Annotated in this window: 10 protein-coding genes and 1 pseudogene; 8 read left to right on the top strand and 3 right to left on the bottom strand. The window is 70.5% G+C overall.

The annotated features are described in order from the left end of the window. Positions 1–8: 8 nt before the first annotated feature. The 8 genes and pseudogenes from OG609_RS45205 to OG609_RS45170 form a co-directional block, all read left to right on the top strand. Complete coding sequence (locus OG609_RS45205; protein ID WP_327278553.1) at positions 9–1,277, top strand: activator-dependent family glycosyltransferase; 1,269 nt, start codon at positions 9–11, stop codon at positions 1,275–1,277. 177 nt (positions 1,278–1,454) lie between these two features. After that, positions 1,455–3,908, top strand: coding sequence for a glycoside hydrolase family 3 C-terminal domain-containing protein (locus OG609_RS45200; protein WP_327278552.1), 2,454 nt, complete (start codon positions 1,455–1,457; stop codon positions 3,906–3,908). Continuing rightward, complete coding sequence (locus tag OG609_RS45195; protein ID WP_327278551.1) at positions 3,905–4,936, top strand: aldo/keto reductase; 1,032 nt, start codon at positions 3,905–3,907, stop codon at positions 4,934–4,936. The genes OG609_RS45200 and OG609_RS45195 overlap by 4 nt, the downstream gene beginning before the upstream one ends. Before the next feature lie 66 nt (positions 4,937–5,002). Beyond that, a complete protein-coding gene (locus OG609_RS45190) occupies positions 5,003–5,815 on the top strand; it encodes an SAM-dependent methyltransferase (protein ID WP_327278550.1) in 813 nt (270 codons plus the stop codon). Between the two features lie 12 nt (positions 5,816–5,827). Then, entirely contained in the window at positions 5,828–7,063 is a 1,236-nt protein-coding gene (locus tag OG609_RS45185; protein ID WP_327278549.1) for a class I SAM-dependent methyltransferase, read from the top strand. 37 nt (positions 7,064–7,100) lie between these two features. Next, positions 7,101–8,321 (top strand): cytochrome P450 family protein, encoded by a 1,221-nt coding sequence (locus OG609_RS45180; RefSeq protein WP_327278548.1) that lies wholly within the window; start codon positions 7,101–7,103, stop codon positions 8,319–8,321. Continuing rightward, positions 8,318–9,100, top strand: coding sequence for a thioesterase II family protein (locus OG609_RS45175; protein ID WP_327278547.1), 783 nt, complete (start codon positions 8,318–8,320; stop codon positions 9,098–9,100). Before OG609_RS45180 ends, OG609_RS45175 begins: the two co-directional genes overlap by 4 nt. Before the next feature lie 20 nt (positions 9,101–9,120). Beyond that, positions 9,121–9,282 (top strand): annotated as a pseudogene (locus tag OG609_RS45170) (NAD-dependent epimerase/dehydratase family protein); the annotation flags it as partial. Positions 9,283–9,476: 194 nt separating this feature from the next. Here the strand turns inward: OG609_RS45170 and OG609_RS45165 are convergent. The 3 genes from OG609_RS45165 to OG609_RS45155 all read right to left on the bottom strand — a co-directional run bounded on the left by OG609_RS45165 (position 9,477) and on the right by OG609_RS45155 (position 13,067). Continuing rightward, the gene (locus OG609_RS45165; protein WP_327278546.1) at positions 9,477–11,111 is read right to left on the bottom strand and encodes an outer membrane protein assembly factor BamB family protein; all 1,635 of its coding nucleotides are present in this window, start codon (positions 11,109–11,111) and stop codon (positions 9,477–9,479) included. Between the two features lie 76 nt (positions 11,112–11,187). Continuing rightward, on the bottom strand, positions 11,188–12,810 hold the full coding sequence (locus OG609_RS45160) for an HAD-IIIC family phosphatase (RefSeq protein WP_327278545.1): 1,623 nt from the start codon (positions 12,808–12,810) through the stop codon (positions 11,188–11,190). Beyond that, positions 12,807–13,067 (bottom strand): acyl carrier protein, encoded by a 261-nt coding sequence (locus OG609_RS45155; protein ID WP_327278544.1) that lies wholly within the window; start codon positions 13,065–13,067, stop codon positions 12,807–12,809. The genes OG609_RS45160 and OG609_RS45155 overlap by 4 nt, the downstream gene beginning before the upstream one ends. Positions 13,068–13,159 lie beyond the last annotated feature (92 nt).

Below are 13,159 nucleotides of genomic sequence, written 5' to 3'. Positions count from 1 at the left end.
GACTTCCGATGAGAATCGTCTTCTCCGCTATGACGAGCAAGACCCACTTCTACCCGCTCGTTCCGCTCGCCTGGGCCTGTCGCGCCGCCGGACACGAGGTACGGGTCGTCGGATCACCGGGGCTGACCGAGATCACCACCGCCGCCGGGCTGACAGCGGTGCCCGTGGGCCAGGACGTGGACCTCGTCGGGCACATGAGCGCGGTCGGCGAAGACATGATCAAGTACGTGCGGTCCCTGGACTTCGCCGACGGCACTCTGGCGAACGCGGGCTGGGACCACCTGCTGGGCATGCAGACCGCCCTGACGCCCAACCTCTTCGCGCTGATGACCCCCGACTCACTGATCGACGGGATGGTCGACTTCTGCCGCACCTGGCAGCCGGACCTGCTGATATGGGAACCGCTGACCTTTGCCGCCCCGATCGCGGCCAAGGTGACCGGCGCGGCCCACGCCCGGCTGCTGTGGGGCCCGGACATCACCACGAAATCCCGCCGCGCCTTTCTGGACCTGCTCGGCCGGCAGGAGCCCGAGCACCGCGAGGACCCCTTCGCGGAGTGGATCGAATGGACCCTGGACCGCCACGGGGTGCGGCCCGAGCCGGGTTTCGACGAGGAGATGGCCGTCGGCCAGTGGACCATCGACCCCGTCCCGCCCAGCATGCGCCTCGACCTGGGCCTGCCGACCGTGGGCATGCGCTACGTCGACTACAACGGCCCCGCCGTCGTACCGGACTGGCTGCAGAAGCCGCCGTCCAGGCGCCGGGTGTGCCTCACGCTCGGCGTCGGGGGCCGCGACAGCGGGGTGGAGGCCATCGCCACCGACGAGATGCTGGAGGCCGTCGCCGACATCGACGCCGAGTTCGTCGCCACGCTCGACGCCCACCAGCTGGAATCGGTCGCGCGCGTCCCGGACAACGTCCGCACCGTCGACTTCGTGCCGATGCACGCCCTGCTGCCCACCTGCGACGCGATCGCCCACCACGGCGGTCCCGGCACCTGGCACACCGCGGCGGTGCACGGCGTGCCCCAGGTGCTGCTGCCCCATGGATGGGACACGGACGAACGGGGCCGGATGGCCGCCGAAGCGGGCATGGCAGTGTCGTTGCCTGTCGGGGAACTGACGGTCGACCGATTCAGGGAAAGCGTCATCCGCGTCCTGGAGGACCCCGCATTCCGTGAGGGCGCCGCGAAAGTACGGGACGAGATCCTGTCCGAGCCCGCGCCGACGGAAGTCGTCCGTGTGCTGGAGAGGATGACCGCGGCGCGCAGGGCGTAAGAGCCGGGCACAAAAGGCCGCGCCCGAAATACCCGGACCTCACCGCGGATTAGTAACTCGCTAGTGCAGGACTTGAGTTGGGGACGAGGCTTCTTGTGGGGCGCACGGCGATCTCGCTAGCGTCGCCGCCGTCGCAACTTTATGGATACGGAGACACCACATGACGGGGAGAGGGAAATGAAAAGACGAATATGGGTGCCCTCCGTATTTCTGACGGTTCTGGCGCTGCTGAACCTGGGGGCCGCGCCGGCGGCTCCCGGCCGTATGGAAAGCGGTACCGACCGACTCGTCGCGCAGATGACGCTGGACGAGAAACTCTCGTTCGTGCACTGGGACTACTCCACCACGGACCCGACGGCCCTGGTCTATCTGCCGGGCGTACCCCGCCTTGGCATTCCGCAGGTGCGTGCCACCGACGGGCCCGCGGGGGCAACGATCCACCGGCCGTCGATCGCGATGCCCGCCCCCGTCAGCCTCGCCTCGTCCTTCGACGACGGGCTCGCCAAGCAGTACGGACAGGTCCTGGGCCGCGAGGGCCGGGCCTTCGGCGTTGACGTGATCTACGCCCCGATGGTGAACAGCATCCGGGTGCCGCAGGCAGGGCGGAACTTCGAGACGTTCAGCGAGGACCCGCTCCTCACCGCACGCACGGCGGCCGCCGAGGTCGGGGGCATCCAGAGCCAGGGCCTGATGGCGACGGTCAAGCACTACGCCTCCAACACCCAGGAGAACAACCGCATGGGTGTCGACGTCAAGGTGGACGAACGCACCCTGCAGGAGACGGAGATCCCCGGCTTCGAGGCCGCGGTCAAGGCCGGTGCCGCCTCGGTGATGTGCGCCTACCCCAAGGTCAACGGCGAAGCGGCCTGCGGCAACGGGCACTTGCTCAACGACATCCTCCGCGAGCAGCTGGACTTCAAGGGCTGGGTCACCTCCGACTGGATGGCCACGCAGAGCACGGACGCCATCACCAAGGGGCTCGACCAGGAGCTGGGCATCGACTCGACCGTCGCCATCCCGCCCGGCGGCGAGGTCCCCGGCGGCAAGTACTTCGGTGACACGCTCAAGAAGGCCGTCACGGACGGCACCGTCCCCATGGCGGTCCTCGACCGCGCGGTGAGCCGGATCGTCGGACAGATGGAGCGCTTCGGCCTCCTCGACGAGAACCCGGCGCCGCGGCCCGAGCGCGATGTCGCGGGCGGCACCAAGGTGGCCGAGAAGGTCGCAGAGTCTGGCGCGGTGCTGCTGCGCAACGAGGACCGGACGCTGCCCCTCGACCCGGCCACGACGGACGACGTCGCGGTGATCGGCCCGTCGGCCAAGGACCCCAAGGTGACGGGCCTCGGCAGCTCCTACATCGTCCCCGACGTGGCCACCCCGCCGCTGGACACCATCACCAAGAAGCTCGGCGCCGACGCGCACGTCTCCTACGCCGAGGGCGAGACCCTGGAGGGCGAGCCGATCCCGGCCTCCGCCCTGGAGCCCGACTTCACCTCGGGCAAGGTCCTGGATCCCGCCGAAAGCGGCGTCATCTACGACGGCAAGCTGACGGTGGCGAAGGACGGGCTCTACCGCATCGCGGCCCGCGTCACCGGCGGCAACGGCGCCATCCAGATCGACGACGGCGCACCGATCAGCGTCGGCGAGGTGTTCGGCAAGCTCACCAGCGTCCCGCTGAAGCTGACCGCCGGCACGCACACCATCAAGATCAGCGGCGGCGCGGTCGTCGGCAAGCCGATGACCCTTGACCTGCGCTGGGTGACCCCGGCCAAGGCCCAGGACGCGATCGACCAGGCCGTCGCCACCGCGCGCAAGGCCTCCACCGCGGTGGTCTTCGCCTACGACGACGGCGCCGAGGGCAGCGACCGCACCTCCCTTTCCCTGCCCGGCCGTCAGGACCAGCTGATCGAGGCCGTCACGGCCGTCAACCCCCGCACGATCGTCGTGCTGAACACCGGGTCGTCCATCACCATGCCCTGGCTCGACAAGACCCGGGCGGTCCTCGACATGTGGTACCCCGGACAGGCCGGGGCGGAGGCAACCGCCGACCTGCTGTTCGGCGACGCCGAACCGGGTGGCCGGCTCAGCCAGACCTTCCCCGCCTCCGAGAAGGCGACCCCGGTCGGCGGCGACCCCGAGCGCTACCCCGGAGTCGACGGCGTCGTGCGGCAGTCCGAAGGCATCTACACCGGGTACCGGTGGTACGACCACGAGGGCGTCGAGCCGCTCTTCCCGTTCGGCCACGGCCTGTCCTACACGTCGTTCGCCTACGAGAAGCAGGCGGTGAAGCGCACGGCCGACGGCCTCGACGTCGAGGTGACGGTGCGCAACACCGGCAAGAGGGCGGGCAGCGACGTGGTCCAGGTCTACCTCGGCCCCAGCCCGAAGCTCTCACTCGACCAGGCGGACAAGGCGTTGGCCGGTTACCAGAAGGTGGAGCTGAAGGCCGGGGAGTCCCGCCGCGTGCGCATCCACGTCGCCGAACGCGCCGTCCAGTACTGGGACACGTCGGCCGACGGCTGGAAGCTCGCCGGTGGCCAGCGCCGCGTCCTCATCGGCTCCTCCTCGGACGACCTCCCGCTCAGCGCGAGCGTCCGGGCCGACCGGCCCGCCGAGGGGAAGCGGCCGTGACAGAGGCCGTGACGGAGAACGAAGCCCCGCAGCCGGAGCCGGAGCCGTACGTACGGCTCGGCCGCCTCGCCACCCGGGTGAGCCGGCTGTGGCTCGGCACCGTCAACTTCAGCGGCCGCGTCGAGGACGACGACGCCCTGAGGCTGATGGACGAGGCGCTTGACCGCGGTATCAACTGCGTGGACACCGCCGACATCTACGGCTGGCGGGTGCACAAGGGGCACACCGAGGAACTGGTCGGGCGCTGGCTCGCCCAGAAAGGCGGCCGCCGGGACAACGTCGTTCTCGCGACAAAGGTCGGCGGCGAGATGAGCGAGCGGGTCAACGACGGCGGCCTGTCCGCCCGTCACATCGTCACCGCCTGCGAACAGTCCCTGCGGCGTCTGGGCGTGGAGCGCATCGACCTCTACCAGATGCACCGCATCGACCGCGCCGCACCGTGGGACGAGGTGTGGCAGGCCATGGACCACCTGGTGAGCAGTGGAAAGGTCCTCTACGTCGGCTCCTCCAACTTCGCCGGGTGGCACATCTCCGAGGCGCAGGCGAGCGCCCGCCGCCGCAACACGCTGGGCCTGGCCTCCGAACAGTGCCTGTACAACCTGGCGGCCCGCCACGCCGAACTGGAGGTCCTGCCGGCCGCACACCACCACGGCCTGGCGACCCTCGCCTGGTCGCCGCTGCACGGCGGCCTCCTCAGCGGCGTACTGGACAAGCTGAACTCCGGCACCGCCGTCAAGTCCGCCCAGGGACGGGCCCAGACGCTCCTGCCCGCGCTGCGCCCCGCCATCGAGGAGTACGAGGAGTTCTGCCGCCGTATCGGCCACCACCCCGCGGAGGCAGGCCTCTCCTGGGTGCTGTCCCGGCCGGGCATCACCGGCGCCGTCATCGGACCGCGCACCGTCGAGCACATCGACTCGGCGCTGCGCGCAACCCGCCTGCGCCTCGACGACGACCAACTCGCGGAGCTCGACCGGATCTTCCCGCCGGTCGGCCGGGGCGGCCCGGGGCCCGAGGCCTGGGCCGGCTGAGGACCGCCCGCCCGGCTTCCACCACCGCGACCACGACACGACCACCACACACGAAGGACGGATCGTATGACTTTTGGAGCGCAGGCGAACGAGGAGACGGTCGAGGACAAGGTCGTCGACTTCTACGACAACTTCACCGAGACGTTCAGGGACATCTGGGGCGACAACCTCCACGTCGGCTACTGGCTCGACGACGCCGACGACGCCCCCATCGAGAAGGCCACCGACCAGCTCACCGACCAGCTGATCGCGCGTCTGGCCCCGCGGCCGGGCCAGCGCATCCTGGACGTGGGTTGCGGCGTCGGACAGCCGGCCTTCCGGCTCGCCGGCGCGGCCGACGTCGAGGTCGTCGGCATCTCCATCAGCTCGTACCAGATCGGCCGCGCCGGCGAGCGGGCGCGCGAGCGGGGCCTTGCCGACCGGGTGACCTTCCAGCACGCCGACGCGGCCGAACTCCCCTTCCCGGACGCGTCGTTCGACGGCGCCTGGGCCTTCGAGTCGCTGATCCACATGCCGGACAAGGAGAAGGTCCTGCGCGAGATCAAGCGCGTGCTGCGCCCGGGCTCGACCCTCGTCCTCGCCGACATGTTCAGCCAGCCCGACACGGAGCTGACGTTCCAGGACATCATCACGAGCCCGGAGATGGACGACTACCGGGCCGTCATCGAACAGGCCGGACTCGTCGTCAAGGAGTTCACCGACGTCACGGCCAACACCCTGGCCCCCCAGGCGGTCCGGGAGAGCATCGCCGCCGCCCTGCTCGCGCGCAAGGACGACGTCATCCAGATGACCGGCCCCGAGGAGTTCGAGCGGATGGTGGACGGCGTGCGGGTCCCCAAGTCCTACGGCTACCTCCTCGCCACGGTCACCACGGACTGAAACGGGCAGACGATGATCATCACTCAGTGCCGTGTCTGCGGCAATCACGAACTGCTTCCGGTGCTCGACCTGGGAGATCAGGCTTTGACCTGCGTCTTTCCCAAGAGTCTCGACGAGAAGGTGCCCTCGGTACCGCTGGAGCTGGTGAAGTGCTCGCCCGCCGGCTGCGGCCTCCTGCAGCTGCGGCACACCCCGGACCTCGGCCTAATGTACGGCGAGGGCTACGGCTACCGCCCGGGCATCCGGCCCTTCATGGTGAACCACCTGCGCGGCAAGGCCGTCGCGGCCGCCGAACTGACCGGCCTCAAGGCGGGCGACATCGTCGTCGACATCGGCAGCAACGACGGCACGCTGTTGCACCAGTACCCCGTCGAGGGGCTGCGCCTGGTGGGCATCGACCCCTCGGGCGAGAAGTTCCGCGAGCACTACCCGCCCGCCGAACTGGTCGCCGAGTTCTTCACCCGCGAGGCGTTCACCGAGCGGTACGGCAAGCAGCGCGCCAAGGTCGTCACGACGACCGGCATGTTCTACGACATCCCGGACCCCCTGCAGTTCATGCAGGACATCCACGCGATCCTCGACGACGACGGCGTGTGGATGACCGAGCAGAGCTACATGCCGGCCATGCTCGACGCCAACGCGTACGACGTCGTGTGCCACGAGCACCTGGAGTACTACGGCTTCCAGCAGATCGAGTGGATGGCCCAGAAGGTGGGCTTCACCGTCCTGAAGGCCGAGGTCACCGACGTCTACGGCGGCAGCCTCTACGTCACCCTGGCCAAGAATCCCGGCCGCCACCCGCGCGACGAGGGCTCCCTGGTCGCGCTGCGCGAACGCGAGGCCGCCGCGGGCCTCGACACCATGGCACCCTACGAGGCGTTCGCCCGCAGGGTGCACCAACAGCGCGCCGATCTGCGGGGGTTCCTCGACGACTCCCGCGCGGCCGGCCTGGTCACCTTCGGGTACGGCGCGTCGACCAAGGGCAACGTGACCCTGCAGTACTGCGGCATCGGCCCCGAGGACCTGCCCTGCATCGGCGAGGTCAGCGAGGAGAAGGCCGGCCGCTTCACCCCCGGCAGCGGGATCCCGATCGTCTCCGAGGAGGAGGCCAGGTCCCGGCGCCCCGACCAGCTCCTCGTCCTGCCCTGGATCCACCGCGCCGGCTTCGTCGAGCGCGAGCAGGCGTACCTGAACAGCGGCGGCACGCTCGTCTTCCCCATGCCGACGCTCACCACCGTGACTGCCTGACCGGGCACCGGACACACCTCCGAGGGAAAGGGCCCCCGTGCCGATCGACACCTCGACCGCCGTCCCCAGTCTGGACAGCGACCTCTTCCACATCGACCAGTACGAGACCTACGCCGCGCTGCGTGAGCAGGGGCCGGTGAGCAAGGTCAGCTTCATCGGCCGAGAAGCGTACCTGATCACCCGTCACGCCGAGGCCAAGGCCGCCCTCGGCGACCTGCGGCTGAGCAACGACCAGAAGAAGCAGCCGCCCGAGGTGGAACTGCCGACCTACCATGGCATACCCGAGAACGTCCGGCCCTACTTCGCCAACAACATGGGCAGCAACGACCCGCCGGCCCACACCCGCCTGCGCAGGCTCGTCGCCCGGGAGTTCACGGCACGCCGCGTGGAGTCGATGCGCACCCGGATCGAGGAGCTCGCCGAGCAGCTGCTCGACGGCCTCACCGGCCAGGACGAGGCCGACCTCGTCGAGCGCTTCGCCTACCCGCTGCCGATCACCGTGATCAGTGAGCTGCTGGGCGTCGAGGAGCGCTACCAGGGCGACTTCGGCCGCTGGAGCAACGAGTTCCTGGTCATCGACGCCGACCGCGTCGAGCAGCGCGAGCAGGCGGCCCGCGCCCTGGTCGGCTTCATCCTCGACCTGATCGACCGGCGGCGTGCCGACCCCGGCCCCGACCTCCTCTCGGCGCTGATCAACGTCCACGAGGAGGACCAGGACCGGCTGAGCAACGACGAACTCGCCTCCGTGGTCCTGATCCTGCTCATCGCGGGCTTCGAGACCTCGGTCAGCCTCATCGCCATGGCCACCTACCTGCTCCTCACCCACCCCGGGGAGCTCGCCAAGGTCCGCCGGGACCCGGCCGTCCTGCCGAACGCCGTGGACGAGGCCCTGCGCTTCCTGGGTCCCGCCGAGATCACCACGCGCGGCTCGCTGGAGGACGTCGAGATCGGCGGCGTCCACATCCCGGCGCACAGCACCGTGCTCATCTCGGGCGCCGCCGCCAACCGCGACCCCCGCAAGTTCCCCGACCCCGAGCGGTTCGACGTCTCACGCGACACCACCGGGCACCTGTCCTTCGGCCACGGCATCCACTTCTGCGTGGGCGGCCCGCTGGCCCGCCTGGAGGGCGAGATCGCGCTGCGCGCCCTGCTGCGGCGCTTCCCCGACCTTGCCCTGGCCATCGAGCCGGAGCAGGTGAGCTGGCGCCGGTCCTTCCTGCGCGGCATCGACAGCCTCCCCGTGAGGCTGGGCGCGTGACCTCCCATGGCCCCCTGGCGGAGAGCTGGCTGCGGCGGTTCGGACTGGCGACCGAGGGGGCGCTGCGGCTCGTCTGCTTCCCGCACGCCGGCGGTGGCGCGAGCAGCTTCCACTCGTTCGCCCGTGCCCTGGGCCCGCAAGTGGAGGTACTGGCGGTGCAGTACCCGGGACGGCAGGACCGGCGGCACGAACCGCCGCTGCCGCGGCTGAGCGAGCTGGCCGACCGGACCGCCCAGGCACTGCTCGCCTCACCCGGCGGGGCACCGTACGCCCTGTTCGGCCACAGCCTCGGGGCGCTCGTCGCCTACGAGACGGCCCGGCGCCTGGACCGCGCCGGTGCCACCCCGCACCGGCTCTTCGTGTCCGCCCGCTGCGCGCCCACGACCGGGCCCGGGCCGACTGATCAACTGGCCGACGACGCCGCGCTGTTGGCCGAGGTACGCAGGCTCGGCGGCGACGCGCTCGACGACCCCGAGGTGCAGACCCTGGCGCTGCCCGCGCTGCGCGCCGACTACCAGGCCCTGCGGTCCTACACCTGGCGGGACGGGCCTGGCCTGCGCTGCCCGGTCACGGCGATGGCCGGCACCGAGGATCCCCTGTGCGCGCCCGGGGACGTGACCGACTGGCTGCGCCTTTCGGTCGTCCCCGGTCGCTCGCGGGTCTTCCCCGGGGGTCACTTCTATCTGCAGGACCGCGTCACCGAGGTGGCCCGGGCCGTCATGACGGACCTGGGACGACGTACGTCGCACGCCGCCCCTGCCCACGCGACCGCCACCTGAGAAAGGGAAGCCCCGTGTGATTGCTCGTCACCGGCGCCGCCGGATTCATCGGGTCCACCTATGTGCGCCACGCGCTCGCCGGAGCGTACGGCGACCCCGGCGACGTGCGGATCACGGCCCTGGACAAACTCACCTACGCGGGCAACCCCGCCAACCTCGCCGACGTCGCGGGCCACCCGGGCCCCCCGCGTCCCCTTCCCGGGCGGCCTGGCCCGGACGGGCGACTGGTACCGCGACAACCCGCAGTGGTGGAAGCCGCTGCGCCAGGAGCTGTCGGCGGCGGCCTGAGGAGACCTGAGGAGACGACGACGCGTAACGGCCCGGGCAGAACTGCCCGGGCCGTTTCGCGTGGTGGTGACGGTCGCGACGGACTGCGTCAGCGGCCGTCGAGGGTGAAGCGGTAGAGCTTGTTGTTGTGGCCGCTCAGGCCTTCGCCCACATTGGAGATGTAGTAGCCGGAGCCCCAGTAGACGCTGCCGTCGACCACGGCCGCCCCGCCCCAGACGGAACCGCCGCTGGCGTGGTCCCAGAGGATCTTGCCGGTCTCTCCGTTCAGCGCGTACATGTTGGTACCGCTGGGCGCCGATGAGCCCGCGTACATGACGCCGTTGGCGCTGGTGATGAAGGAGCTGTCAAGCCACTTGCCCTCCTTGCCCTGCGGGTCGGCGGTCTGCCACTCGATCTCGCCGGTGGCGGCGTCGACCGCCGCGAAGAACCCGCTCTCGACCGTGGACTTGGTGCCGTCGGCCGCCTTGATGGTCCAGGGCAGGTGATCACCGTTGCCGATGCCGACGTAGATGCGCTTCCCGTCGGTGGCGCTGCCCCACTGGATGCCGCCGAGCGCACCGCCCGGGCCGACCTGCGTCTCCCACACGACCTTGCCGGTGGCCGGTTCGAGGGCGTAGTAGACGCCGCTCTTCTGGCCTATGCCGAGCAGATCCTTCGGCTTGCCGTCGATCTTGGTGGTGTAGAGGTTGGGAGCGGAGCCGAAGTCGAAGTCCGGGGCCTGGTTCTGCATGTACATCATCCAGGTGTCGGCCGTCAGTGTGTGATGGGCCCACTTGATCTTGCCGGTCTTCAGGTCCAGGGCGATCACGCTGTCGAAGTGGTTGTCCTTGGACGGCGGGGTGCAGTCGGTCTGCTTCGGGTTGAGGCAGACGCCTTCCGGCGAGGTGTAGTTGTTGCCCGTGCCCACGAACACCAGGCCGGTCTTGTGGTCGACCACGGGCTGGCTGCCCCACACGGCGGCGCCGGTGTAGCCCTTGGGGATGGTGTGGGTCTTCCACAGGATCTTGCCGGTGCGGGCGTCGATCGCCAGGACGGCGCCGCGGAACTTCGGCTTGTCGTGCAGGGTCGACGCCTTGGAGGACGTCCCCACGTAGATGACCCCGTTGTCCACGGTGGGGGAGGAGGTGATGACGGTCGTCGGGTCGGCGTCGACCTTGGTCATCCACTTCTTGTCGCCGGTCTTGGCGTCGACGGAGATGACGTACGCGCTCTTCAACGACGTCGTCGTCAGCGTGCCGGTGCCGATGAACAGGTCGCCCTTCCAGTACGCGGGGCTGGTGCGGGACATGTGCCCCTCGACGCCGTCGTAACTGGTGATGCTGCGCGACCAGACCTTCTTGCCGCTGTCGGCGTTGATGGCCCACAGCTTGCCGCCCCAGTCCGGCACGTAGACCGTGCCGCCCACGACGGTGGGGGTGGCGGAGACGTCACCGTCGGTGGTGAAGGTCCACTTCGGCGCCAGCTTGCCCACGTTCTTCGTGCCGATGGTGCGCTCGGTGGCGGCATGGCGGGTGTTGTGGTTGTTCTGGCCCGCGCTGACCCACTCGGGCTTCACGGGGACGCTCGGGGCCTTGGCGGGCTTGGCGTGGCCGGCTGCGGGGGCGCCGGTGTCGGCGGACGCGACGGTGGCCAGCATGAGGGCGGCGCAGCCGGCCGCGGCGACGGACAGCCGCCCCCACAGCCTTCGGCCATGTATGGGCCGTCGTCCCGTACTGGGTTTCATGGAGTTTCCCTCGTTCCTGTGTGGGGCCGGCTGGATCGCCGGCCGCGTGTGGTGTGGTCCGACCGGTAGGGCGCGGCTACGGCGCGGCCACCGCGGGCGCGTCGGCCCAGTCGGCGACCCGGACGGCGATGACGCCGGGGTCGTCATCGGCGCCGATGACGCCGCCGGAGATCTCCTTGAGGAAATGGCGCGCGGGCGCGTTGCGCGGGGTGGGCCGGTACGGCAGCCGAAGGGTGCGACAGCCGGCCGCCGCGGCCTCGGCGCCGAGCATCCGCAGCATCCGGCTCTCCACCCGGCGGTTGAGGACCCGGCAGCTGAGCAGGAAGACCGGGACGTTCAGCACGTCACCGTCGGCCTGGGCGAGGACGAGACCGACGGTGCCGTAGTCGCCGAAGACGTCGCGGACCCGCACCGTCCAGCCGCGGCCGCCGCCGTCGAGCAGCCGCCGCAGCTCCGGCACCGTGAAGGCGGTGCCCGCCAGGGTGAACTGCGTGGTGCGGGTGGTCAGTTGGGCCGCCCGGTCCAGGGCGGAGTCCGTCAGCGCCTCCATCGAGACCTCGATGGCGCAGCGGGCCAGGAACTCCTCGTAGTCCACGAGCGACTGCTCCAGGGCCCGGCGCTCCGGTTCGGCCCGGTACCAGTCGGCCCGCAGCCGGTCCTCGTCGGTCACCGTGAGCTGGTCGAAGGCGGTCTCGTGGGCCAGCTGCCGAGGTGCCGCGTCCGCGTCCCGGGTCAGCTCCACCACGGCGACCTCGGGCAACGCCGCCCGCACCGAGGCGCATTCCACGGCGTCGTCGTCCACGAAGACGAACGAGTTGAGCGCGAGCCCCAGCTCCTGGGACAGCTCGTACAGATACTGGGCCTTGGGCTGCCAGCCGATCCGGTGGGCGGTGACGTCCTCCATCGTGAGGACCATGGCGGGGTTCTCGGCGAACACCGCCCGCACGTCCGCCTCTTCGTTGCGGCTGCACAGGCACAGCAGCTTTCCCTGCGCTCGCTGGTCCCGCATGAACTCCTGGACCGCGCGCCGCCCCGGGCCGATCTCCACCCCGAGCGGACCGTCCTCGCCGCACACCCCGGCCCACAGGGTGTTGTCGCAGTCCAGCACCACGACCTTGCGGGGCTTGCGCCACGTCGTGCCGGCCAGACGCACCAGCCAGTCGGTCAGCGCGTCGAAGTACTCGTCGGTGTAGGGGAGATGAGCGATGCGGTCGGCGTACTCGTCGTGCGTCTGCGGCACCTCGTAGCGGTCCGTGAGGTCGTCAAGCGCCACGAGGTGCATGCCCGGCAGCGGGGCGACGGTCTCCGTGACCCGCCGCGTGGCGGCCTCGACCCACCGGGCGCGGGCGGGGTCGGCGAGGGCGCCCGGCGACGGCGGCGTCAGGGCCACCAGCCAGGTGGCCGCGGAGCGGTTGGGGGCGGCGGACAGCACCGAGAGCAGCTCGTCCAGGAGCCGGTCACCGGCCGAGGGGTCCGCGCCGCCGCGGAACAGGTCCTCGGCCCGCAGCAGCACGACATTCACCCCGGCATGGGCCAGCAGCACACTGCCGGGGTCCAGCAGCGGCTCCAGGACCTGCCCGTACGGCGCCGCCATCACCTCGCGCCCGGTATCCCGAAGCCGCCGCGCCATGGCGTCCCCGAGCCCGTCCGAGGTGAAGGTCGCGGCCAGGGCGATGCCCGGTTTCCTCGCGTCGCTCATGCGGCCCGGCCGTCCCGGTGCGCGCGGATGGCCGCCGCGAGTTCGGCGGCGGTCGTGTCGTTGCCGAGCGCGTGCACGGGCAGCTCCACGTCCAGTTCGCGCCAGAGCCGCGACAGCACGCGCACGGCCCGCATAGAGTCCCCGCCCAGCGCGGCGAAGGGGACATCCGGGTCGATCGCGTCCAGGCCCAGGATCGCGCGGAACACCTCGAGCACCGTGCTTTCCACGGATATGGCCTTCAGTTCGTTCGCTTCCATCTGGAGAACACCCTCGTTTCGGCCGTGACCGGCCAACGCATTTGGCTGAAAAGGCGAACAGGCAGGGCGGATTTCACCGTGCGGGGAAAACG

Origin of the sequence: Streptomyces sp. NBC_01224, assembly GCF_036002945.1 — a bacterium.
Lineage (GTDB): Bacteria > Actinomycetota > Actinomycetes > Streptomycetales > Streptomycetaceae > Streptomyces.
The sequence above is the reverse complement of the archived record's forward strand: the minus strand, read 5'-3'. Positions and strand labels throughout refer to the sequence as shown.